The 22062-nt window shown below is 60.2% G+C and carries 21 protein-coding genes; 10 read left to right on the top strand and 11 right to left on the bottom strand.

Annotated features, from left to right (window positions below):
• The first annotated feature begins 367 nt into the window (after nt 1–367).
• Nucleotides 368–1000, top strand: a complete 633-nt coding sequence (locus tag AB5Y70_RS11835; protein ID WP_043156049.1) for a LysE family translocator — start codon at nt 368–370, stop codon at nt 998–1000.
• An 82-nt stretch (nt 1001–1082) separates the two neighbouring features.
• Here AB5Y70_RS11835 and fis read toward each other — a convergent pair whose 3' ends face one another.
• Both fis and dusB read right to left on the bottom strand, forming a co-directional pair.
• On the bottom strand, nt 1083–1379 hold the full coding sequence (fis, locus tag AB5Y70_RS11830; RefSeq protein WP_005309538.1) for a DNA-binding transcriptional regulator Fis: 297 nt from the start codon (nt 1377–1379) through the stop codon (nt 1083–1085).
• A 25-nt stretch (nt 1380–1404) separates the two neighbouring features.
• Nucleotides 1405–2370, bottom strand: coding sequence for a tRNA dihydrouridine synthase DusB (gene dusB, locus AB5Y70_RS11825; protein WP_010675552.1), 966 nt, complete (start codon nt 2368–2370; stop codon nt 1405–1407).
• Between the two features lie 290 nt (nt 2371–2660).
• Between dusB and AB5Y70_RS11820 the strand changes: the two genes are divergently transcribed.
• The 4 genes from AB5Y70_RS11820 (at nt 2661) to AB5Y70_RS11805 (ending at nt 7471) form a co-directional block, all read left to right on the top strand.
• Nucleotides 2661–4067 (top strand): TolC family protein, encoded by a 1407-nt coding sequence (locus AB5Y70_RS11820; RefSeq protein ID WP_043156047.1) that lies wholly within the window; start codon nt 2661–2663, stop codon nt 4065–4067.
• A 73-nt stretch (nt 4068–4140) separates the two neighbouring features.
• Nucleotides 4141–5145, top strand: coding sequence for an HlyD family secretion protein (locus AB5Y70_RS11815; protein ID WP_080767988.1), 1005 nt, complete (start codon nt 4141–4143; stop codon nt 5143–5145).
• Nucleotides 5145–6281, top strand: coding sequence for an ABC transporter permease (locus AB5Y70_RS11810; RefSeq protein WP_043156045.1), 1137 nt, complete (start codon nt 5145–5147; stop codon nt 6279–6281). The genes AB5Y70_RS11815 and AB5Y70_RS11810 overlap by 1 nt, the downstream gene beginning before the upstream one ends.
• Nucleotides 6278–7471 carry an ABC transporter permease gene (locus tag AB5Y70_RS11805; protein ID WP_010675548.1) on the top strand — a complete coding sequence of 398 codons (1194 nt, stop codon included), beginning with the start codon at nt 6278–6280 and terminating at the stop codon, nt 7469–7471. The genes AB5Y70_RS11810 and AB5Y70_RS11805 overlap by 4 nt, the downstream gene beginning before the upstream one ends.
• 56 nt (nt 7472–7527) lie before the next feature.
• Here AB5Y70_RS11805 and AB5Y70_RS11800 read toward each other — a convergent pair whose 3' ends face one another.
• The 3 genes from AB5Y70_RS11800 to AB5Y70_RS11790 all read right to left on the bottom strand — a co-directional run bounded on the left by AB5Y70_RS11800 (nt 7528) and on the right by AB5Y70_RS11790 (nt 9892).
• Nucleotides 7528–8163, bottom strand: a complete 636-nt coding sequence (locus AB5Y70_RS11800) for an SDR family oxidoreductase (protein WP_010675547.1) — start codon at nt 8161–8163, stop codon at nt 7528–7530.
• A 127-nt stretch (nt 8164–8290) separates the two neighbouring features.
• Entirely contained in the window at nt 8291–9145 is an 855-nt protein-coding gene (locus tag AB5Y70_RS11795) for a DnaA/Hda family protein (RefSeq protein ID WP_010675546.1), read from the bottom strand.
• Between the two features lie 72 nt (nt 9146–9217).
• Entirely contained in the window at nt 9218–9892 is a 675-nt protein-coding gene (locus tag AB5Y70_RS11790) for a DnaT-like ssDNA-binding domain-containing protein (RefSeq protein WP_039041329.1), read from the bottom strand.
• Nucleotides 9893–10167: 275 nt separating this feature from the next.
• On the opposite strand from AB5Y70_RS11790, the gene AB5Y70_RS11785 reads away from it, so the two are divergent.
• Complete coding sequence (locus AB5Y70_RS11785; protein ID WP_029314797.1) at nt 10168–11139, top strand: response regulator; 972 nt, start codon at nt 10168–10170, stop codon at nt 11137–11139.
• Between the two features lie 70 nt (nt 11140–11209).
• On the opposite strand, the gene AB5Y70_RS11780 is transcribed toward AB5Y70_RS11785, so the two are convergent.
• From AB5Y70_RS11780 to AB5Y70_RS11770, 3 genes are all read right to left on the bottom strand, one after another.
• Complete coding sequence (locus AB5Y70_RS11780) at nt 11210–12607, bottom strand: peptide MFS transporter (protein WP_052815577.1); 1398 nt, start codon at nt 12605–12607, stop codon at nt 11210–11212.
• Between the two features lie 213 nt (nt 12608–12820).
• The gene (gene galU / locus AB5Y70_RS11775) at nt 12821–13732 is read right to left on the bottom strand and encodes a UTP--glucose-1-phosphate uridylyltransferase GalU (protein WP_111896792.1); all 912 of its coding nucleotides are present in this window, start codon (nt 13730–13732) and stop codon (nt 12821–12823) included.
• 94 nt (nt 13733–13826) lie between these two features.
• Nucleotides 13827–14144, bottom strand: a complete 318-nt coding sequence (locus tag AB5Y70_RS11770) for a ComEA family DNA-binding protein (RefSeq protein ID WP_043156043.1) — start codon at nt 14142–14144, stop codon at nt 13827–13829.
• A 164-nt stretch (nt 14145–14308) separates the two neighbouring features.
• Between AB5Y70_RS11770 and cysQ the strand changes: the two genes are divergently transcribed.
• The gene (gene cysQ / locus AB5Y70_RS11765) at nt 14309–15079 is read left to right on the top strand and encodes a 3'(2'),5'-bisphosphate nucleotidase CysQ (RefSeq protein WP_111896791.1); all 771 of its coding nucleotides are present in this window, start codon (nt 14309–14311) and stop codon (nt 15077–15079) included.
• Between the two features lie 60 nt (nt 15080–15139).
• Here the strand turns inward: cysQ and AB5Y70_RS11760 are convergent, their stop codons facing one another.
• From AB5Y70_RS11760 to AB5Y70_RS11750, 3 genes are all read right to left on the bottom strand, one after another.
• Entirely contained in the window at nt 15140–15436 is a 297-nt protein-coding gene (locus AB5Y70_RS11760) for a YciI family protein (protein ID WP_010675539.1), read from the bottom strand.
• Between the two features lie 24 nt (nt 15437–15460).
• A complete protein-coding gene (locus AB5Y70_RS11755) occupies nt 15461–16012 on the bottom strand; it encodes a septation protein A (RefSeq protein ID WP_039041321.1) in 552 nt (183 codons plus the stop codon).
• Nucleotides 16013–16117: 105 nt separating this feature from the next.
• Nucleotides 16118–17623: an aminotransferase class V-fold PLP-dependent enzyme gene (locus AB5Y70_RS11750; RefSeq protein WP_111896790.1), complete on the bottom strand. Its 1506-nt coding sequence runs from the start codon at nt 17621–17623 to the stop codon at nt 16118–16120.
• Nucleotides 17624–17814: 191 nt separating this feature from the next.
• Here AB5Y70_RS11750 and AB5Y70_RS11745 point away from each other — a divergent pair, with 191 nt between their 5' ends.
• The 3 genes from AB5Y70_RS11745 to AB5Y70_RS11735 form a co-directional block, all read left to right on the top strand.
• Nucleotides 17815–18447 carry a hemolysin III family protein gene (locus tag AB5Y70_RS11745; protein WP_039041319.1) on the top strand — a complete coding sequence of 211 codons (633 nt, stop codon included), beginning with the start codon at nt 17815–17817 and terminating at the stop codon, nt 18445–18447.
• A gap of 121 nt (nt 18448–18568) precedes the next feature.
• Nucleotides 18569–20230, top strand: a complete 1662-nt coding sequence (locus AB5Y70_RS11740; RefSeq protein WP_111896789.1) for a putative transporter — start codon at nt 18569–18571, stop codon at nt 20228–20230.
• Nucleotides 20231–20461: 231 nt separating this feature from the next.
• Nucleotides 20462–22062, top strand: a 1601-nt coding sequence (locus tag AB5Y70_RS11735; protein WP_368176003.1) for a retention module-containing protein, incomplete at its 3' end; no start/stop codon positions are given.

The following is a 22062-nucleotide window of genomic DNA, read 5'->3' as shown; positions in this document are numbered from 1 at the left end:
CTCAGAAGTGAAACGCTGTAGCGCCGATGGTAGTGTGGCATTCGCCATGCGAGAGTAGGACACTGCCAGGCACCCAATACAAGAAACCCCGCTCATCTGAGCGGGGTTTTTTATTGCCTGAAATTTATTTTTTAGATAATAAGTCTGGTTAATGCGCAAAACACAGTCTATTGTATCGATAAACATTGTTATTCAGCCAGTATCACTGTCTTTCAAACGGCTCAATCTCTCTTTCTCACCAGGTTGAGCGTCAAGTATCTCCGGCTCAAGCGCTATTCCCTTCCTTGATAATCACTATCGCTGGAAACGGGAGTGACAAGTACCTCAGGATCCATAGACTGTTTCTTTCATGTACAAGGAGCTGTCTATGTTGGGGATCCACGATTTGGCGTTGTTTGTCGTTTCTGGCCTGCTGCTGAACATGATGCCTGGGCCTGACTCCCTGCTCATCATGCTGCGCAGCGGCTCCCAGGGATGGCGTGCAGGGTCCATGGCGGCATTGGGTATCGGGACAGGTACCATGGTACATGTGTTGGCTGCGGCGCTGGGACTGTCTGCCCTGTTGAGTGCCTCCGCCGAGCTGTTTGCCGTCATCAAGCTGATGGGGGCGCTCTATCTGGTCTATCTCGGCGTGTCCATGCTCTGGCAGAGGAGTGGCACTTCAACGTCTGTGGATGGGGCTGTGGCGCTGCCTGCGCTCTCTTATGGGCGCATCTTTCGGCAGGGGTTGCTCACCAATGTCCTCAATCCCAAGGTGGCGCTCTTCTTTCTCGCTTTTGTGCCCCAGTTCATCGATCCCGCTTCACCGCAAAAGGCGATGGCATTCATCGTGCTGGGCTGCATCTTCAATCTCAACGGCATGATCTGGTGCCATCTGCTGGCGTTTTCCACCGCGTTTGCAAGCCGCAAGGTGCGACTGCCCGCCCGGGTGGCCACCTGGCTGAATCGCGTGATGGGGGGGCTGTTCGTGGGGCTCGGTATCAAGCTGGCGGTGGAGTGAGCAGGTAAAAACCGGGCATAGAAAAAGGCGTATCCCATCGCTGGGATACGCCTTCGTCTGCACTGCAGCAGAATGACCGGGATCAGTTCATGCCGTAACGCTTGAGTTTCTTGCGCAGGGTGCCGCGGTTGATGCCCATCATTACGGCGGCGCGAGTCTGGTTGCCACGGGTGTACTGCATGATCACGTCCAGCATGGGAGCTTCGACTTCGGAGAGAACCATATCGTACAGATCAATCACTTCCTGACCGTTCAACTGGGCCAGGTAGTTACGCAGGGCCTGTTGCACAGAGTCACGCAGGGGGCGTTGGGTCGGCTCGGCAGCGTGATTGTGAGTAGTTGTTACCAATGCATCAGAAGTCAGGGTTTGTTCGAACATATTCGGTCGGCTCTTTAGTTATGCGTTAACCTAATCCATCGAAATACGCTTCGAGTGCCTCGAGTTGTGCGTCTGCACAATCCAGGGCATTGAAGTGCTTACGGAATTCTCGGCCCGCCTCTTCTTCATCCAGATACCAGCCCACGTGTTTACGGGCAATGCGCGCTCCCAGATAGGCACCGTAAAACTGGTGCAGATTGGTGACATGCTCGTTCATCAGGGTGCGAACCTCTTCCCTGTCGGGAGGCGGCAGCTTGGTGCCCGTTTCAAGAAAATGGCGGATTTCCCGGAAAATCCAGGGTCGTCCTTGCGCAGCACGGCCGATCATCACGGCGTCGACACCGGTATAGTCGAGGACATACCGGGCTTTCTCCGGGCTATCGATGTCGCCATTGGCGACAACAGGAATCGATACGGCCTGCTTAATCGCCCTGATAGTGTCGTACTCCGCTTCGCCCTTGTAGAGGCAGGCACGGGTACGACCATGCACGGCAAGGGCCGCGATACCGCAATCTTCGGCGATTCGGGCGATCTCCTCGCCATTGCGGTTATCCGGATCCCATCCTGTGCGGATCTTCAAGGTGACAGGTACTTCCACCGCATCCACCACGGCCCGGCAGATGGATCTGACCAGGTCTGGCTGACGCAGCAGGGCGGAACCTGCCAGCTTCTTATTCACTTTTTTTGCCGGACATCCCATGTTGATGTCGACGATCTGAGCGCCCTGCTCCACGTTGTAGCGGGCAGCAAACGCCATCATCTCGGGGTCGGCACCGGCAATCTGGACCGATCGCAAGCCGCCTTCAGCAGAGTGATCCATTCTCATCCGGGTTTTCTGGGTATCCCAGACATCCGGGTTGGCCAGCAGCATCTCGGAAACGGCCATACCGGCTCCCAAACGTAAACAAAGTTCACGAAATGGTCGGTCTGTTACACCGGCCATGGGGGCCACGATCAGGGGAGTTTCAAGCGTGTGGGGACCTATCTGCATTCCACGGTTACCATCGGCTTAGGGCGGCGTATATTACGCATTTTTTAGTCAGGAGAAAAGGTTAGTATTTGAGCGTCAGCCATTTTTTTCTGAAAAAAACGTCGCGCCAAGGCTTGCAAATTCAGGAGTGCTTGAAAATCGGACATATTGTCTGTGACCATGGTCAGGAGGGCGCGAGTGAGGGGGATGGTGATTTGTGAGTCTCCCTCTCAAGCCGGTTTAGGCTATGATAGCGGGCCTGAATTGAGCAAAGACTCTACACAATTTCATTACAAACGGATCGGGGATGTATGACGGTAAAGTTCATCAAGTCGCTCTGCCCATGCCTGCTGGGTATCGTGCTGGGGTCGGCTCAGGCGCAGACGGTCAGCTTTACCGAGGCCTGGAGCCGCGTCATCCAGCAGGATGACGGCTTGGCGGCAGAGCAGGCCGGGGTGGAGCGGGCCCAGCAACTGCGGGAGGCGGCCAAGGCAATGTACCTGCCCAAGGTGGATGTGGGGGCCAGCTATACCCATCTCGATCAGCCGATGGAGCTGGACATGCTGGATCTCAACCCCATCGCCAATCATCCGGAATTCGGCAAGGTGCTGGGGCCTGTGATGCAGGCACTCAACCTCAGCCCGAGCGATTTCGTCACCCCCCTCACCAAGCAGAACGTGGTGACCAGTTCGGTCAAGATGCTATGGCCGCTCTTTACCGGCGGGCGCATCGATGCGGCCCAGGATATTCGTCAGGCCCAGGTGAGCGAGGCTGAGCAGTTGCTGGTGCTCAAACAGCAGTCCACCTTCGAGAGCCTCTCCCAGACCTACTTCGGGGTGGTGCTGGCGGCGCAGGTGGTGCAGACCAAGCAGGAGATCGAGCAGGGACTGGCACACCATCTGGATCATGCCAAGAAGCTCGAAGCCCAGGGGCAGATCGCCAAGGTGGAGCGCCTTTCGGCCCAGTCTGCCTATGACAGGGCACGTATCGATACCCAGAAGGCCAGGCGCAGCCTGGAGATCGCCCAGCTGACGCTCGGCCACATGCTCAAGCTCAAGCAGGCTGAGCCCAATACCGCCCTCTTCATCAACGAAGGGATGCCAGCCTTGTCTCCCTTCGTGGAGGAGACCCTGTCGGTGCATCCCGGTCTCAAGCTGTTGACGGCCAAGAAGGATCAGGCCCAGGGGATGATCAAGCTGGAGAAGGGCAAATACGCCCCCGAGCTCTTCCTGTTCGGCAACTACAACCTCTATGAAGATGATTCCATTGTCTCCAAGACCACACCGGACTGGCTGGTTGGTGTCGGGGTCAGCATGCCGCTGGTGAGTCGTGATGGCCGCTCCGAGACGGTCCAGGCAGCCAAGAGCGCCGAACTCCAGGTCAACCTGCTGCAAGCCAAGACCCGCCAGGATCTGGAGCTGCTGGTCGAGAAGACCTGGCGCGAGGCTGCCCAGGGACTGGAGGAGTATCACTCTCTCTCCTCGACCCAGGCGCTGGCCGAGGAGAACGTGCGGTTGCGTGACAAGGCATTCGGTCAGGGGCTCTCCACTTCCCTCGATGTGGTCGATGCCCAGACCCAGCTTGCCGGGGTCAAGACCCAGCGCGCCGCCGCCGCCTATCAATACGTGATCTCTCTGGCCCGCCTGTTGGCACTCTCCGGTCAGATGAACAGTTTCAACCAGTATCAGCATGGCCAGGCGATCGAGGTGAACTCATGATCGCGCGCTCTTCCACTCCGTTATTCATGTCCGTTTCGACCGTCAAGGGTCGCCCGTTTGCCGAGGTGAATTCATGAGTCATCCCCCCATCAAGAAGAAGATGAGCCAGGGCAAGCCCTGGCTGCTGCCACTGGCGCTGGTATTGCTTGTGCTCTGGCTTGGCTGGCGCTTCTGGCTGGCCTATCAGCCGGAGCCGGTGCGTCTGCAGGGGCAGATAGAGGCGCAGCAGTATTCGGTCTCTTCCAAGGTGGCGGGCCGCATCGACGAGGTGCTGGTGAAGAAGGGGGATCAACTGGCCAGGGGCCAACTGGCGTTCACTCTGGCGAGCCCGGAGATCGAGGCCAAGCTGAGTCAGGCCAAGGCCGGGCAGGCCGCGGCGGGTGCCATGGCCGAAGAGGCCGAGAAGGGGGCGCGAGTGCAGCAGATCGCGGCCGCCAAGGATCAGTGGCAACAGGCCAAGGCGGCTGCCCTGCTTCATGGCAAAACCTACGAGCGCATTGCCAGCCTGCATCGGGATGGCGTGATGTCGCTGCAAAAGCGTGACGAGGCCTGGACGGCCTGGCAGGCGGCGAAGTACAGCGAGGGCATGGCCTGGCAGCAATACCAGATGGCACTGGAAGGGGCGCGGGAAGAGACCAAGATAGCGGCCCGCGAGCAGGCCAAGATGGCGGCTGGCGGAGTGGCGGAAGTGGAAGCCTATCTGGCCGATACCCGCATCGCCAGCCCCCACGAGGGGGAAGTTGCCCAGGTGCTGTTGCGTAGTGGCGAGCTGGCTCCCCAGGGCTTCCCTGTGGTGACCTTGCTCGACATGAAGGATGCCTGGGCCCAGTTCCATGTCCGTGAGGACCTCTTGCCAAGGTTCCCGGTCGGTACCGAGTTTGATGCCCGTATTCCCGGCCTGGGGGATCAGCTGGTGCGCTTCAAGGTGACCCATGTGGCCGTGATGGGGGATTTCGCCACCTGGCGTGCCACCGACACCCGCCAGGGGTTCGACATGAAAAGCTTCCAGGTGGAAGCGCGCCCCTTGCAGCCGGTTGACGGGCTGCGGGTCGGCATGAGCGTGCTGGTCGAGCTCTGATGGGGCGCGAATGGCGGTTGCTCTGGCAGGACCCGTTCGGCCGGGCGCTGGCGAGCTGGGTCCCCTTGGTGCTGATAGGGATCCTGTGCTGGATCTTTTCAGCCGGCCTGGCGCGGGATCTCAAGGTCGGTCTGGTGGATCTGGATCGCAGCACCCTCTCCCGACAACTGGCGCTCTCTCTCGATGGCTCCGCCGGGCTCAAGATAGCGCAGCAGTTTGACGCCATCGACGAGGGGGCCAGGGCGCTGCGTGGGGGAGACATCTATGCCCTGGTGGTGATCCCCCATCACCTGGAGCGGGATGCCCGCGAGGGGACCCAACCCAGGGTGACCGTGTTCAACAATGGCCAGTTCATCCTGATTGCCAAGCTGGTCAACTCCGCACTGGCCCAGGTGGTGGGAACTCTTAATGGCCAGGTGGGCGTGCTCTCGGCCATGGCCGACGGCAAGACGCTGCCCGGTGCCCTGGGACAATCCGTACCCATTGCGAGCCAGGTTACCGCGCTTTACAACATCAATTCCAGCTACGCCCAGTTTCTGCTGAGCGCCCTGCTGCCTGCGGTGTGGCAGATCCTGGTGGTGCTCTATGGCCTGAACGCCCTGGCCCGCACCGATCGCCTCGGGTTGGACTGGACCACCAGAGGGGTCTGGTTCGGCCTCTGGCGTACCCTGCTACCCCACGTGCTCATCGGCTGGGGGTGGGGTCTGGCGTGGAGTCTGCTGCTGTTCAAGGGGCTTGGGTACCCCATGCAAGGCAGTTGGCTGGTGCTGACGGCGGGGCTGGGACTGGCGTCGGCCGCTTGCGTCACCATGGGGGCCTTCTTCTACGCCATCATCCGGGATCCGGCGCGCGCTCTGTCGCTGGCGGGGGCTTACACGGCTCCCGGTTTCGCCTTTATGGGGGTCACCTTTCCGGTCAGCGCCATGGGGGATGTGGCCCAGTTCTGGCGCAGCCTGCTGCCCATCTCCCACTATGTGGAGCTGCAAATCGGGCAAACCAACTACGGTCAACCGTTGACGGCGGCCCTGCCCCAGCTCGGGGCCCTGCTGCTGTTTCTGCTGCCCCTGCTGCTGGTGGTACACCGCTACCGGACGCCGTCGGGCGCGGCCCTGCCCCATGAGGAGTCCAGGCCATGATGGGATTCTGGGATCTGGTGCGCCTTGAGCTGCGCACCCTCTTGGCGGATCGCGCCATCATGCTGACCCTGTTTGGCGGCGTCTTCTTCTACTCCTTCCTCTACCCCCAGCCCTACCTGCACCAATTGCCCAGGGAAGAGCCCGTGGTGGTGGTCAACGAGGATGGCAGCCAGCTCTCCCGCCAGCTGGAGTTTATGGCCGATGCCACGGCGCAGGTGAAACTGGTGGCCCGTGCCGGTTCGCTCGACGAGGCCCGCCAGATGATGCTGACCGGCAAGGCGAGCGGCATCTTGCACATTCCCCGCCACTTCTATCGGGATCTGATGCTGGGCAGGAGCGTGACCCTGGGTTATGCCGGGGATGCCTCCTACTTCCTGGTCTATGGCACCATTGCCGAAGGGCTGGCCCAGGCGGGGGGCACGCTTGCCGCCCAGGTGAAGGTGGCCAGGCTGTTGAGCCAGGGTGAGGCGCTGCCCCAGGCCGCCATGGGCTGGAACGCGGTGGCCCTCAATGTGCTGCCGGTATTCAACCCCACCATGGGCTATGTGAACTACGTGGTGCCTGCGGTATTCGTGCTGATCCTGCATCAGGTGTTGCTGATGGGGACCGGCATCCTGGGGGCGACCCAGAACCAGCGCAGCCGCCGTGGCGAGTCAGGCTACTGGCAACATGCTCCCGTGCCGGCCTTGTTGCTGGCCCGCACCCTGGTGGTGGGGGCTCTTTTCGTCCTTCCGGTGACCTACTTCTTCGGCTTCTGCTTCGATCACTACGGTATTGCCCGCACCGCTGTACCCGGCGAACTCTGGCTCTTTACCCTGCCGTTCCTGTTGGCCACCACCTGGCTCGGGATCGTGCTCGGCGCCCTGTTCACCCGCCGTGATCTACCGACCCAGGTGGTGCTTGTCTCCTCTTTGCCGCTGGTCTTCCTGGCCGGCTTTATCTGGCCCCTTGAGCTCATCCCGGCCCCCCTCAACTGGCTGGCCCAGTGGGCACCGAGCACGCCGGCCATCGAGGGATTCCTGCGCCTCAATCAGATGGGGGCCGACTTTGCCCAGGTCTCCCGCTACTGGTGGCAGTTGTGGGGACTGGCGCTGCTGTATGGCGCTCTGGCGTGCTGGTTGCTCCGCTGGCGTCAACCGTGCCTTGCAACGCGGCCGGATGATGGGGCGACAGCGTCTTCCACCGACTAGGCGCCTTGCAACAACACGGTCAGCCACTGGGCTGACCGTGTTGCCATTCACAGGGATCATGGCTGATTCAGACCCGGATCGCCGATGGCATAGATCTGGCCGCACGCCTCCTGGTCGGTGAGCAGTTGCAAACCCCGTATCGCCACATCCTGGCGCCTGACCAGGCCATGCCTCTCTAGCCCCTGGCTCAGGATGGCCTGACCCGTGGGCTCCCCATCCTGCAACCCTGCGGGGCGTAAAATGGTCCACGCCAGGGGGCTTGTCTGCAGCCAGCTTTCCGCCAGGCTCTTGAGGCGTACCTCGTGTCCGAAGGCGGCGCGAGCCCGCTCGGGCAGGTATTGCCAGCTGTCGCCACAACCGAGGGAGGTGACCAGCAGCAGGCGGCTGAGCCCGGCGCGCTCCATCTCGTCGATCACATGGCGGTTGCCCTGATAATCCACCGGTGCACTCTGGCGAAAGCTGCCGAGGGTGGAGACTACCCGGGCATCCCTGTCCGCCAAGCGGCAAGCCTGGGCCACGGCCTGGGGGTCCAGGGCATCCCCGATGACGACCTCGACTCCCAGGGTATGCAGCTCGCTGGCCATGTCGGCATGGCGCACCAGGGCAACGACCCTGTGGCCCAGTTGCAGTGCGTGGTCGGTGAAGGCGCGGCCCAGTCCTCGACTGGCACCGAAGATGAGTGTGGTTGGCATGACAGGCCCTCTCGAACAAAAGAGCAAGCCTAGAGCCTGGATGGCTCTCTGTAAATGAGAGTGGTTTTTATTTGTGAGGTGCAGGGGATATGAAGGGCCGGACATCAGGGACGCCGGCCCGACGGGATCAACCGTTGTAATGGCCGATGCTGGGACGGCGGCTGGGTCCGCTCAGGTGGATGTCCACCGGATTGAACGCCTTGATCGCCTCATAGCTGAAATCACCGATGGCCTGATGCAGGCTCTGGGGGCTGTGGTTGGTGATGATGATGACGCTTTTGGACAGGTTGCGACGACGGCGCAGCAGGTGGCCGAGGAAGCTGGACTGACTCTCGGCCATCTTGGCACGGTTGGCCGCCACCTCGTCGATGATCAGCAGGTCCACCTCTTCCAGGGCGCGGCGGTACTGGTTACGCTCCTCCTGATCCTGGATGACGTTGAAAAAGAGCCTGTCCACGATGGAGGCCCACTGCTGGAAGATCACCGACTTCTGGTGGCGCGCGATCAACTCGTGGGCCACGGCACCCGCCAGGGTGGATTTGCCGGTGCCGTAATCGCCGTAGATCAGCATGCAGCCCCCGCCGCTCTTCTCCCAGTGCTCGAAACCGCTGATGAAGTAGCGGGCTGTCTCGATGGGGTATTGCAGGGCCGGGTCACCGGAATCCATCTTGTCGAAGATCCAGTCCGGATTGAGGTCGGCCTGGGCGATCAGCTTCTGGATCCGCTCCTGGCGGGCGGCCTTCTGCAACTCGCGCACTTCGGCATTGGCCTTGGCGTCGTACTCCTTGCGCAGGGTCTCGTAGTCGTACTGGCTGCCGCCGGTTGCGGCCCGCAGTCGGAGAATACGTTGCTGCAGGCTGCTGACGTGACGCTTGAGCTCGGGATCATGAGCCCGTTGCTCCTGTCTTGCCTTGGCGATTTTCTGGCGTTTGGCCTCGATCTCTTCCAGTGCCTGGCGCATCGGGTCGTGCGGATCTGTCATGGAATTCTCCTTCTGCTAGGGCTGTGGCTGGATGGGCAGGGGGTCAATAGTGCACTTCGTGGCCGCCTGGTATCAATCATTCTCCGGCTCCTGAGCTTGTGCCAGCCGTTTGGCCTCATCGATCATCTCTTGCGCCCGGCGGCTCGGGCCAGCCTCTACCGGGGCTGGCGCGACCTGCTGGTACCCGGTGACCACGGTCGCCGGGCGGCGGGCGTAGCGCCGACTCTTGAGGGCCCGAATAAATTTCAACATCCACTGGTGCTGGGAGTCGAACACCTCGGGGCGGCCGAGCCAGTAGGCGATGAACTCCCCGAGATCCTCTTCGCTGTAGCTGGCATCGATCACCCCGCACAGGCGTGCGAGAGCAGGCAGTTCTTCGTCCGGACGCCACTGCAGGTGCATCTGGAACGGGCGTGCCGGCAGAGGGCTGCGCACCCGCTGGCTCAGCAACGGCAACTGGAAAGGGCACTGGTGGTAGTGCTCACTGTCAGCCTGGGCCTCGACCTGAAGCAGTTCGGCTTCCATCAGCTCGTCGAGCAGTTCGGTCAGCTGGCGAGCGTTGACCTGATAGCTGAAACCACCGGGATTGCCCGGATCGACGACAGCCAATGCCCGGCCAAGCTCGGGATAGTTGAGTCGGGCCAGCCGATTTTCCAGCACCAAGCGGCGCAGTTGCAGGGTATAGAGGCTGCGGGCCGGATGGGAGAGTCTGGGATGGGCGAGGGCGCTGTATTCGGCTGGCGTCATGGTCTGCTTCACGATCTGGAGTGGAGGGCATTATCCCTCATGGCGGTGCCTCATACAATTCATGGTGCCGACCTGCGAGATAACGGCTGCCGGGCGACGGTTGCCGACCATCTCTGCGCAAGGGGGCGATCAAAATAGTCGGACCATTTCAAACGCTTGGCAGATACCAAGGCCAGCCCGGCTCGCTGCTCGACAATATTGTGTGGCGGTATCCAGCGCCCATGATCTAGTCTTAATGCTCAAATAACCATTTGACTAATAAGAGCTTTGTCAAGATGTCAAAAGCCGGACTACGGATCTTGGTGGTAGAAGACGAAGCGGTTTTTCGCCACTCACTGGTATCTTATCTCGAGCACGACGGGGCCTGCGTCTTTCAGGCAGAAGACGGAATTGAGGGGCTCTCTGCCGCAGCGCTCTATCACCCCGATGTGGTGTTGTGTGATCTGAACATGCCGAACATGGATGGCCATGAGGTGATTGCCTGCCTTACCGCCCGCTATCCACAGGTGCCCGTCATCGTCATCTCCGGTCAGGATCAGATGGCTGCGATCGAGCGTGCGCTGCGGGCGGGGGCCAGGGACTTCTTCATCAAACCGGTGAATGACTATGAGCAGATCCGCCGCAGCATCGAGCAATGCCTGACAAACCTCGGGCATCAGAGCCAGCAGCTGGAACTGATGGAGCACATCGACTTCTTCCGTGGCCACGATCTGGCGAGCAGTCGGCTGCTCGCCTGGTTGGCGCCCCCTGGCATGCAGGAGTGGGGGCCCTGGCAGGTCACCTTTGCCGGCATGGGCAATCTCTTCATCCCGGATACCTTCAAACTGGACGACAAGCTGCTGGTACTGGTGATGGAATTGCCCATCCTCGGTGTGGATGCGGCCTTCTGTGGTGCCTTGGTGCGATCCCTGATGAACGGCCCCTATCGCCAATACCAGCAACAAGAGAGCCTGCTGTTGACCCAGCCACACCGATTGCTGGATTACCTCAATCTGCAACTGCTGGAGTCGGGCCTGCGTCACTCCTTTGCCATGGCGGCCCTGCTGTTCGATCAGGAGGATGGGCTGCTTTTTGCAAATGCCGGGCTCACCTCACCTCACTGGTTGATGCGTGCAGGGGGGTTGCCGCTCGGCTTGATGCGCAGCAGTCGCTACACGTTGCACAGGCGAAGCTGGCACGAGCCCTTTGATCTGCAGTTTCGCAGTGACAGCGGCAGCGCCCTGACGATGCAGGTTCGTCACCACTGACGCCGTGAAGTGAACACATGCAAACAGGGCGCCCATGGGCGCCCTGTTTGGTCTCTGCTGTCCTGACCGGTCAAACGGTCGCAGACTGCAGTTTCTGCTCTTGTTCTTCGGGCTCTTTGGCCGGGCCTTCGGCACCGTGCATCCAGTAGACCAAGCGGTTGGCCATGGTCAGCAGGATGAGGGCGCTGATCACGGCGGCCAGTGCGATGCCACCGAAGATGGCCATGGCGCCGGATTCGCCGACGAAGGATCCGATGAAGCCGGCGGCATAGTTGGCCAGGGCCACGAAACCGAACCAGGCACCCATCATCAGGGAGGCCAGGCGCAGCGGAGCCAGCTTGGTCACCATGGAGAGACCGATGGGGGAGAGGCAGAGCTCACCCAGGGTATGGAACAGGTAGGCACCGACCAACCAGAACATGGAGGTCTTGACAGCCTGATCACCACCTTGCTCCAGCACGGCACCGATCATGAACAGGAAGCCGACGGCCAGGAACAGCAGGCCCATGGCGAATTTCACCGGGGAGTTCGGCTCTTTCTTGCCGAGCTTGATCCAGATGGCGGCCACGACAGGGGCCAGGGTGATGATGAAGAAGGGGTTCAGGGACTGGAACCAGGCTGTCGGCACTTCGAAGCTGCCGATCATGCGGTCGGTATACTCCTGGGCATACAGGTTCATCAGACCACCGGCCTGCTCGAAGCCGGCCCAGAAGATGATGGTGAACAGGCCCAGTACCAGGATCACCTTGATGCGATCCACTTCCTGTTTGGTCAGGGGCGCTTTTTGCTCCTTGGAGCGTTGCAGGGCGGCACGCTGGGCGGCGGGCACACGGCCGATGTCGCCAAGGAAACGCTGGGCCATGGTGGCCTGCACAACCAGGGAGAGCAGCATGCCGATACCGGCGCTGACGAAGGCGGCTTGCCAGCCATAGGCGGTGGCGGCGGCGCCGCAGATCACGCCGGCCAGCAGGGAGCCCAGGTTGATGCCCATGTAGAAGATGGTGAAGGCGCCGTCACGACGGTGATCCCCTTCTTTATACAGGTCACCCACCATGGTGGAGATGTTCGGTTTGAACAGGCCGTTGCCCACGATCAGCAAGCCAAGGCCGGCATAGAAGACGGTGTTGACCATGTCAGGGAACATGGCGTGAGGCAGTGCCAGGGTAAACTGGCCGGCGGCCATCAGCACGGCACCGAACAGGATGGCACGGCGCTGGCCCAGGAAGGTATCGGCGAGCCAGCCGCCGATGACGGGGGTGATGTAGACCAGACCGGTATAGATGCCGTACAGCTTGAGGGCGTCGGCCTGGGTCCAGCCCATGCCACCGTTGGCGGTCAGGTCGGTCAGATAGAGGACGAGCACGGCACGCATGCCGTAATAGGAGAATCTCTCCCACAGTTCGGTACTAAAGAGCAAAAAAAGCCCTTTAGGGTGACCTAAAAAGGTCCCTTTGGACGGGTTATTCATTGGAACTTCCACCTGTGTCTTATATTTTTTTAGAAATTTTATGCAAGGGCTAGGAACAAGCCTTAATCCTTATAGAACAAGCGACTTTAAATTACAATATTATGATTTAGCGATATTTTATCTATCAATGGTTGAATATTTGTTTATAAAATGAAAAAGGGCATCGAATGATGCCCAGTTTTTTATACTGCTTATCTTGTAAATATTCAGAGATTACAGCTCTTTGGCAAACTGTTTCAGCCAGCTGGTGAAATCTTTGCTGAGTTCCCGATGGCGCACGGCGTATTCCACATTGGCCTTCATATAACCGAGCTTGCTGCCGCAATCGTGGCTGCGTCCCTTCATGAAGTAGGCATTGACCTGCTCCTTTTCCATCAGCATGGCGATGGCATCGGTCAGCTGGATCTCGTCGCCGGCGCCGGCCGGGGTTTTTTCCAGCAAGGGCCAGATATTGGCCGAGAGCACATAGCGACCGACCACGGCCAGGTTGGACGGGGCTTCATCCCGGGGCGGCTTCTCGACGATGGCCTGCATCGGCAGGGACATGCCTTCGCTCAGGGCTTCCCCCTTGATGTCGGCGATGCCGTATTTGTCCACTTCGCTCTCGGGGACGGCTTCCACCATGATCTGGCTGATCTGCTCCTCTTCGAACAGATGCACCATCTCCGCCAGGTTGTCCTGCTTCAGATCGCTGGCCACCTCGTCGATGAGCACATCCGGCAGCAGAACGGCGAAGGGTTGATCCCCGATGAGGGGGCGGGCACACAGTACTGCATGGCCCAGGCCTTTTGCTTCCCCTTGACGCACGTGCATGATGGTGACGTCTTTGGGACAGATGTGCTGAACCTCTTCCAGCAGTTGGCGCTTGACCCGCTTCTCCAGGGTCGCCTCCAGCTCGAAGCTTTTGTCGAAGTGGTTCTCGATGGAGTTCTTGCTTGAATGGGTCACCAGGATGATCTCCTTGATGCCGGCGGCGATGGCTTCGCGCACCACATACTGGATCAGCGGCTTGTCGACCACGGGCAGCATCTCCTTGGGGATGGCCTTGGTGGCGGGCAGCATGCGGGTACCCAGACCGGCAACGGGGAGAACGGCCTTGCGAACAACGAGCGGTGTCTTTTTCATGGAGTGAGTCCGAAGATACAAAGTGGGCTCATGATACCCGAAGAAAAATAGGGCAGCCACAGGCTGCCCTCGGGATGATAGGGATTCAAACCGGTTACTTGACGATAATCATGTCCCGGTTTGCTTCCAGCGTGGCAGGTCCGATGCCACTGACGTCCGCCAGTTGATCGACGGAGGTGAACTTGCCCTGCTTCTCCCTGTGGTCGATGATGGCCTGTGCCTTCTTCTCGCCAATGCCTTTCAGGGCGGTGAGCTCGCTGGCACTGGCGGTATTGAGATTGATCTTGCCGCTTTCCTTGACTTGGGTGGTGGCCACAGGCTTGGTCGCCGCCTTGTCGGCGGCCAGCAGAGGTTGGCTCAACAGGGGGAGGCAGCCCAGCAGCAGTGCGGCGATCAGGGTCTTCTTGTTCATATCGTCATGTCCTTATGTGGCGTTAGTGCCACATTTATCATTAGCTGTGTTGCGCCACTTTTTGTCTGTCAGTTTTGACACTGTATAAGTCAGTGCAAACGGCTATAAGCCGAAGATACTCACTCGGTTACACTGACCAACCCTTTGAGCGAGAACTCTTTTCCATGTATCTACCCGCCATTTCCGAACTGGAGCCCATCGCCCGCGCCGCCGGTGAGGCCATCATGTCCATCTACAGCCAGCCCTTTGCGGTGGAGTACAAGCAGGACGAGAGCCCGCTGACGGCTGCGGACAAGGGGGCCCACGAGGTGATCGTTCAGGCGCTGGCGCGTCTCACTCCCGATATCCCGGTGTTGTCGGAAGAATCCTCCCCCGAGGTGATGGTTGCGCGACTCGGCTGGTCCCGCTACTGGCTGGTGGATCCTTTGGATGGCACCAAGGAGTTTGTCTCCCGCAACGGCGAGTTCACGGTGAATATCGCCCTGATTGAACAGGGGACCCCGCGCTGGGGGCTGGTCTATGCCCCGGTACTGGACAAGCTCTGGTATGGGGGCAAGGGGATTGGCGCCTGGCGTGTGGCCGATGGCAGGCACGAGACCATCCAGACCCGCCCTCATGACGCTGGGCGAGTGTGGCGCGTGGTGGGCAGTCGCAATCACCTGTCGCAGGAGACCCTCGAGTATCTGGCCCGTTTTGGCGAACTGGAGCGGGGCGAGATCGAGCTGGTCTCCATGGGCAGCTCTCTCAAGTTTTGCATCATTGCCGAGGGGGAGGCCGAGCTTTACCCGCGGCTCGCACCGACCTGCGAGTGGGATACGGGGGCAGCTCAGGCGGTACTGGAAGGAGCGGGGGGCAGCGTCACCCGGCTCGATGGTTCGCCGCTTTGCTACAACAAGCCTGATATCCTCAATCCCTGGTTTGTGGCCAGGGCATGAGTCAGAAGATGCAAAAAGGCCGGACAGTGTCCGGCCTTTTTCTTGTCAGCCTTGATGGGCTCAGAAGACTTTCTTGAAAGGTTTGATGGTCACCCTGGCGTAGACCCCCGCCGCGACATAGGGGTCCGCATCGGCCCAGGCCTGGGCGTCGGCCTGGCTGGCAAAGTCGGCGATGACGGTGCTGCCGGTGAAGCCCGCATCGGCCGGATCCTCGGCATCGATGGCCGGGTTCGGGCCGGCCGTCAGCAGTCGGCCCTCATCCTGCAAGGCTTGCAGGCGGGCCAGGTGGGCAGGGCGTGCCAGCTTGCGCTGGGGCAGGCTGCCCGCGACATCTTCGGAGTAGATCAGATACCACATGGAACAATCCCTTTCTGGTTGCGGTTATTTTTTCTGTTCTGCGTTCTGCTCGGCCGGCATGTGGCGATAGAGATAGACGCCGCTGAGCAGGGTGAAGACCAGGGTCATGCCCAGCAGGCCGAACACCTTGAAGTTGACCCACATCTCCTGGGAGAGGTTGAAGGCCACGTAGAGGTTGAGCAGACCGCACAGGGTGAAGAAGCCGACCCAGCCGAGATTGACGTTGTCCCAGACCCGGTCGGGGGCTTGGAGCTCCTTGGCCAGCATCTGCTTGATGAGGTTCTTGCCAAAGCCATAGCGGCCGATGAGCAGGGCGAGGGCAAAGAGCATGTTGATGACGGTCACCTTCCACTTGATGAAGGCATCGTCGTGGAAGAAGACGGTGAGGCCGCCGAAGAAACCGACCAGCACGAAGGTGAACAACTGCATCTTCTCGACCCGGCGATAGCGAAGCCAGCTGTACAGGAGTTGCAGGCCGGTGACGACCACCAGGGCGCCAGTGGCGGTGTAGATGTCGTAAAACTTGTAGACCGCGAAGAAGACGATCAGGGGGATGAACTCGATAAACTGCTTCATGCTGGGCTCTAACCTCAAAATTTCACTCAGTGTACCTGCCCGTCAGACAACGGCAAATGAATAAGACCGTCCATTCTGCAGGCAGTTCCTTCCCGGGGCGGCGGGTTACTCGAACAGCTGGCTGGCAATCTGGTTGCCAAGGCGCACCTGATCGTCCAGCAATGCGCGTATGTCTGCTTCCTCGATGAGAGGGTTGAGCAGGACGGCACGCAGCAGCGTGAGCGGTTGCTCGCCATAGCGGGAGACTGCGCGCTGGGTGCGTGAGACGAAGCTGTGCCCTTCGGCGCGCTGGGCTTTTTGCAGGGCGACGTTGAAGAGATTGATCTGTTCGTTGGCCGCCACATCGGGTACCTGACCTTGCAGGTGGGGCGGAATGCACCGGTAGGAGAGCAGGTTCATGACAGGTGCCGACATCAGCTCGAAGGCGGGGCTGGCGTCGATGAGCGCAGCCATTCGCCGCGCCCTGTCGTAGTTGGCGTCGATGAGTTGGGCATAACCCTGCTGTCCCAGCATCTGGAAGGCGGCATCCAGATAGAGCGCGTTGGCGGGACGGGTCCCCTCCAGAGTGAAGCGCCCCTGATCGAAGGAGGTGGCGCGGATGGCGTAGGGAGCCTCGCGCTTCACCGTCATCATCAGGTCCGGTTGGCGGCAGAGCAGCATGCCGGTACCGAGCGGGACCAGCAACTGCTTGTGACCGTCAAGGGTGACGGTATCGGCGTGCTCTATCCCCGTAAGCAATCCCTGATAGCGGGGCGAGAAGAGGGTCGGACCACCCCAGGCCGCGTCCACGTGGAAGTGGATTTGCTCGCGCCGGGCGATGGCGGCCAGTTCCGGCAGCGGGTCGACGGAGCCAAAATCCGTGCTGCCAGCCACGCCGACCAGCGCCAGCACCTTGAGCTTCTGCTCCCTGCATTGTTGAAGGGCCTGTTCCAGCGCCGCCAGACTGAGCCGGTTGTGCTCGTCGGTGTCGAGACGCCAGAGGCTGCGAGCTCCGAGTCCCAGTAGGTCCATCCCCTTGTCGAAGGAGTAGTGCATCAGCCGCGAGCCCAGAATGACGGCGCCGCGATAGCCCTGCTCGGCGAGGGCGAACAGGTTGTCGCCACAGGCCCGGTTGCGGGCCAGCCAGAGGGCGGTGACGTTGGCGATGGTACCGCCACTGGTCATGACACCGAGGGCCGCATCCTTGGCATGCATCTGGGCTGCATAGAAGGCGTCGTCCTGGCGGTAGACCAGACGGTGCAGTTTGGCCAGCACTTCCCGTTCCAGAAAGCTCAGCAAACGGGAGGACTCCATCTTCATCGGGTTCTGGTTGAGCATCACCAAGAGCCGGGAGAGCTCGGCGGTGAAGGCCGGCAGCGGTGCCGTCATGTGTCCCATGTAGCGGGGAGAGGTGAGGTGCGATGCCCCGGGTACCAGGGTGGCGAGCCGTGCCAGATAGTCCCGGGGAGAGATGCCGGTGGCGGGCATGCACGACTGATCGAGCTGGTGGGTGAAACTGCCCCGCTGATAGGGGGCCTGACTGTCGTCGGAATGATGGAAATGCTCCAGCAGGGCCGTCATGGCCTTGCCGAAATCAGGATCCGGTTGTGTAAACAGTTCAGTGAGCTTCATCGGGTTCTCCAGACCAGATTGTCGGGCAGACGCGGCCATCCGCATGGGCGGCGTCGGCGGCAGAGCATACACCAAAGGGGCGGGGGGCACAGCCATCTCTGGCCCTCCCTCTCCTCGCCCCTTTATTTTCAGCTAACACTTGTAGCCTGAAACGTCGGCCGCTAGAGTGGGCCGGTAATGGATTGGAGGTAATGATGGATGTGACGGGGTACTCCCCACGGGAAGAGTGGGCGAATCGTCTCAGCCATGGGCTGGGGCTGCTGCTGGGCGGACTGGGACTGGTCTTGCTGCTGCACAAGGGGTGGGATCAGGGGCCCAGGGTACTGCTGAGCTACGGCGTCTACGGTGCCAGCCTGGTATTGCTCTATCTCGCCTCGACGCTCTATCACAGCGTGAGCTCGGTGGCGGCCAGACGCTGGAGCAAGCTGTTCGATCACTGCGCCATCTATCTGCTGATCGCCGGCACTTATACCCCCTTCCTGCTGGTGGCGCTCGATACGCCGCTGGCGCAAGGACTGATGGTGGTGATCTGGGGGCTGGCCCTGGCGGGGGTCGTGTTCAAACTGATCTTCATCAATCGCTTCAAGAAGGTGTCGCTATTTACCTATCTGATGCTGGGCTGGCTGTCGCTGGTGGTCATCTACCAGCTCTATCTGCATCTGGATGGTACCGGGCTCCTGCTGCTGGGGCTGGGTGGTCTCATCTACAGCCTGGGAGTGATCTTCTATGTGGCCAAGCGCATTCCCTACAACCACGCCATCTGGCACCTGTTTGTGCTGGGGGGCAGTCTGTGCCACTTCATGGCCATTTATGGCTACATCTGATGGCTAACCCTTAATTGGTATTTTTGTGCTCATGAAAGCCTGAATTCGTGCGGCACCCCACAGTTGCCCCCTTCGTTTGCTGACAAGCTAGTGCCAGTTCAGTTTGGAAAGGATGCAAACGATGAGTGAGATCGCGCTTTCCATCAGCATGCTGTCGCTGGTGGCAGTGCTGGGGCTCTGGCTGGGAAACTGGCGGGTCTATGGCGTGGGTTTGGGTATTGGCGGGGTGCTGTTCGGCGGCATCATAGTGGGCCACTTCGCCGGCTTGTCCGGGTTGAAGCTGGATGAGCAAACACTTCATTTTATTCAGGAATTCGGCCTGATCCTGTTCGTCTACACCATAGGCATCCAGGTCGGTCCCGGCTTCTTCTCCTCCTTGCGCAGTTCGGGCCTCAAGCTCAATGGCTTCGCGGCCCTGCTGGTTCTGCTCGGCTGCCTGGTGGCGGCAGCGTTGCACCAGCTGTTCGATGTACCGTTGCCGGTGATCCTCGGGGTCTTTTCCGGGGCCGTGACCAATACCCCGTCCCTGGGGGCTGGCCAGCAGATCCTGGCGGAGCTCGGGGCGGATCCTGGATCCACCGGCCTGATGGGGATGGGCTATGCGGTGGCCTACCCGTTCGGGATCTGCGGCATCCTGCTCACCATGTGGCTCATCCGGATGTTCTTCCACATCAAGATCGAGGAGGAGGCGGTCGCTTTCGAGCAGCAGGCTGGCAAGACCAAGGAGAGTCTGCAAACCATCAACATTGCCGTGCGCAATCCCAATATGCATGGCCTGATGCTCCGCGAGATCCCGAGTCTGGACGAGGCGGACGTCATCTGCTCCCGACTCAAGCGTGGCGACGAACTGATGGTGCCAAAGCCCGACTCGCGCATCGAACTTGGCGACCTGCTGCACCTGGTGGGGGAGCGCCATGCCCTGCACAAGGTGCTGCTGGTGCTTGGAGAGGAGGTAGACACCTCCCTCTCCACCCGCGGGACCGATCTGCGGGTCGAGCGGGTGGTGGTCACCAATGAGCAGGTGCTCGGCAAGCGGATCCGCGATCTCGACATCAAGCAGAAATACGATGTGGTCATCTCGCGCCTGAATCGGGCCGGCATCGAGCTGGTGCCGACCAGTCAGACCAGTCTGCAGTTCGGTGACATCCTGAACCTGGTGGGGCGGCTCGATGCCATCGAGGCGGTCACCAGCGTGGTGGGCAACGTGCAGCAGAAACTGCAACAGGTGCAGATGCTGCCCGTCTTCATCGGCATCGGGTTGGGGGTATTGCTCGGATCCATTCCCTTCTACCTGCCGGGATTCCCGGCGGCGCTCAAGCTGGGGCTGGCAGGGGGACCGCTGGTGGTGGCGCTCATCCTGTCTCGTATCGGCAGCATCGGCAAGCTCTACTGGTTCATGCCGCCGAGCGCCAACCTGGCGCTGCGGGAAATAGGCATAGTGCTCTTCCTGGCGGTGGTGGGGTTCAAGTCCGGGGCCGGTTTCATCGACACCCTGATCAACGGTGATGGCCCAGCCTGGATGCTCTACGGTATGGCGATTACCCTGATCCCGCTGCTGGTGGTCGGTGTGCTGGCGCGCCTCTACGGCAAGATGAACTATCTGACCCTGTGCGGCTTGCTGGCCGGCTCCATGACAGACCCTCCCGCGCTGGCCTTTGCCAACGCCATGCACCCGACCAGTGGCGCCAGTGCGCTCTCATACGCCACTGTCTACCCGCTGGTGATGTTCCTGCGGATCATCTCGCCACAGCTGTTGGCTATCATCCTCTGGGCGGGTGTATAGGGTTAATCTTGACGGGAGCATGTTTTGTCATGCTCCTGTCATTACTCTGTAATTTATTGATAATTTTGGTTTTTGCCATTCTCGCAACCTCGTTTTACACACTTCTGTCTGGCTGAACAGTTCAGCCTCAAATCGGTCTATCCTTTCGAATTTTCGAGCTGGTTATTTTTCCCCTCAGTCTGCAAAGTAGGCTGTGGCTTATTGCATTCAAATCAGGATTCAGGAGAGAACATGATTACCAATGCCGTTACCTTGGAACAGGGCGTAACCGTAACCCAACTCAAAGGACAAATTTATCTGGTTGCTGCTGATGGCAGCCGGAAGCTGTTGGCTGAAGGTGATGTGCTGCCGAAAGGGGCGGTGATCATGTCGCCGGATGGCGCCAGTTTCATGGGCGGCGGACAGTCGTTCAATGTGCAACCAGCCAGCGAGCAGAGTGAACCTGCCGAAGAGGGGGATGCTCCCCAGCTGGCGCAAAATGGCGCTGCTGGCACTCCTGATGATATCAATGCCCTGCAACAGGCGATCTTGGGTGGGGCTGACCCGACTCAGGCCTTTGAAGCCTCTGCCGCAGGCGGTGCACCTGCCGCCGGTGGTGGCGGTATTGGAGGCGTCGCCGGTGCCAGTGGCAACGGCGGTTTTGTTACCATCGACCGTACCGGTTCCGCAACCATTGCTGAAGCCACCTTCGATACCACCTACAACGCCAATGGCGAGCCACCGCTTGAAGCCGTTGGTGAAGATGATCCTCTTTTTACCTCCGCCAACCTTGTCTTGAGTGCAGATGTACAGGTGAATGAAGGTGGGTTTATCACCTTTACTGCGACATTAGATGAACCTGTTTTTGGTTCTGACTTGGTTATTCAGCTGTCAAATGGTGCAGTGATCACCATTCCCGTCGGCCAGAGTTCCGGTTCAGTCACTGTTGCTGCTCCAGCAGACAGCCCTTATGTCGACCCGTCAACGATCTCCGTTTCGATTACCGGTACTCAGGGTGGTGGTTTCAACCAGATTATCACTGGACCTTCAACGACTACCCAGATTAACGACACTGTCGACACCACCGCCGTGACCCTGGGTGCTCCGGCGCAGGTCAACGAAGGTGGGCAGATCACCTACAGTGCCAACGTCAACAACGCCCCGCAGAGTGACCTGGTGCTGACCCTGTCCAACGGCGCCAGCATCACCATCAAGGCGGGTGAGTTGAGCGGCAGTGTGACGGTCGATGCCCCGAGTGACGACGTTTACAAAGATGGCAGCAGCCTGACGGTGAGTATCACCGGCAGCAGCGGTGGCAACTATGAACAGCTGGACACCAGCAGCAAGGTGACCACCGAGGTGGCCGACACCGTGGACACCACTACCGTGACCCTGAGCTCGGCCACCAACGGCCAGATCGTGACCGAGGGCGGCAGCATTGTCTACACCGCCAGCGTCAGCAACCCGGTGACCGGCAGCCCGCTGACCGTGACCCTCTCCAACGGGGTGGTGATCACCATTCCGGTGGGGGCCAGCAGCGCTAACAGTGACCCTGTACCGGTTCGTGGAGATGACATTTATCAGCAAGGTGAAGAGTCACTGAGCGTCACTATCGACAAGACCAGTGGTGGCAATTACGAGAATGTGGTTAGCACTGGCACCATCACTAATACAGTGGTGGATGACCAGGATGCCCCGACCCTGACCCTGACCGGCGATGCCAATGTGGTCGAGGGGGGCAAGGCGAGCTACACCCTGACCATCAGCGACGCCCCGAAAACCGACCTGACCATCAAGGTGGTGGTGGGTCATATCACCACCGACAACGGTGATGTCCAGGCGGTGACCCGCGA

Source organism: Aeromonas sp. s1(2024) (assembly GCF_040908005.1).
Classification (GTDB): domain Bacteria; phylum Pseudomonadota; class Gammaproteobacteria; order Enterobacterales; family Aeromonadaceae; genus Aeromonas; species Aeromonas caviae.
This window is presented reverse-complemented; position numbering and strand designations above follow the sequence as displayed.

What these genes read in the sequence shown, in the direction of transcription:
- AB5Y70_RS11750 (WP_111896790.1), bottom strand. Translation starts at nt 17,623, where the DNA reads ATGAAGCTCACTGAACTGTTTACACAACCGGATCCTGATTTCGGCAAG.
- AB5Y70_RS11770 (WP_043156043.1), bottom strand. Translation starts at nt 14,144, where the DNA reads ATGAACAAGAAGACCCTGATCGCCGCACTGCTGCTGGGCTGCCTCCCC.
- galU (WP_111896792.1), bottom strand. Translation starts at nt 13,732, where the DNA reads ATGAAAAAGACACCGCTCGTTGTTCGCAAGGCCGTTCTCCCCGTTGCC.
- AB5Y70_RS11835 (WP_043156049.1), top strand. Translation starts at nt 368, where the DNA reads ATGTTGGGGATCCACGATTTGGCGTTGTTTGTCGTTTCTGGCCTGCTG.
- AB5Y70_RS11740 (WP_111896789.1), top strand. Translation starts at nt 18,569, where the DNA reads ATGAGTGAGATCGCGCTTTCCATCAGCATGCTGTCGCTGGTGGCAGTG.
- AB5Y70_RS11795 (WP_010675546.1), bottom strand. Translation starts at nt 9,145, where the DNA reads ATGACAGATCCGCACGACCCGATGCGCCAGGCACTGGAAGAGATCGAG.
- AB5Y70_RS11760 (WP_010675539.1), bottom strand. Translation starts at nt 15,436, where the DNA reads ATGTGGTATCTGATCTACTCCGAAGATGTCGCGGGCAGCCTGCCCCAG.
- dusB (WP_010675552.1), bottom strand. Translation starts at nt 2,370, where the DNA reads ATGCAGATAGGTCCCCACACGCTTGAAACTCCCCTGATCGTGGCCCCC.
- cysQ (WP_111896791.1), top strand. Translation starts at nt 14,309, where the DNA reads ATGTATCTACCCGCCATTTCCGAACTGGAGCCCATCGCCCGCGCCGCC.
- AB5Y70_RS11810 (WP_043156045.1), top strand. Translation starts at nt 5,145, where the DNA reads ATGGGGCGCGAATGGCGGTTGCTCTGGCAGGACCCGTTCGGCCGGGCG.
- AB5Y70_RS11820 (WP_043156047.1), top strand. Translation starts at nt 2,661, where the DNA reads ATGACGGTAAAGTTCATCAAGTCGCTCTGCCCATGCCTGCTGGGTATC.
- AB5Y70_RS11805 (WP_010675548.1), top strand. Translation starts at nt 6,278, where the DNA reads ATGATGGGATTCTGGGATCTGGTGCGCCTTGAGCTGCGCACCCTCTTG.
- AB5Y70_RS11800 (WP_010675547.1), bottom strand. Translation starts at nt 8,163, where the DNA reads ATGCCAACCACACTCATCTTCGGTGCCAGTCGAGGACTGGGCCGCGCC.
- AB5Y70_RS11815 (WP_080767988.1), top strand. Translation starts at nt 4,141, where the DNA reads ATGAGTCATCCCCCCATCAAGAAGAAGATGAGCCAGGGCAAGCCCTGG.
- AB5Y70_RS11785 (WP_029314797.1), top strand. Translation starts at nt 10,168, where the DNA reads ATGTCAAAAGCCGGACTACGGATCTTGGTGGTAGAAGACGAAGCGGTT.
- AB5Y70_RS11745 (WP_039041319.1), top strand. Translation starts at nt 17,815, where the DNA reads ATGATGGATGTGACGGGGTACTCCCCACGGGAAGAGTGGGCGAATCGT.
- AB5Y70_RS11755 (WP_039041321.1), bottom strand. Translation starts at nt 16,012, where the DNA reads ATGAAGCAGTTTATCGAGTTCATCCCCCTGATCGTCTTCTTCGCGGTC.
- AB5Y70_RS11780 (WP_052815577.1), bottom strand. Translation starts at nt 12,607, where the DNA reads ATGAATAACCCGTCCAAAGGGACCTTTTTAGGTCACCCTAAAGGGCTT.
- fis (WP_005309538.1), bottom strand. Translation starts at nt 1,379, where the DNA reads ATGTTCGAACAAACCCTGACTTCTGATGCATTGGTAACAACTACTCAC.
- AB5Y70_RS11790 (WP_039041329.1), bottom strand. Translation starts at nt 9,892, where the DNA reads ATGACGCCAGCCGAATACAGCGCCCTCGCCCATCCCAGACTCTCCCAT.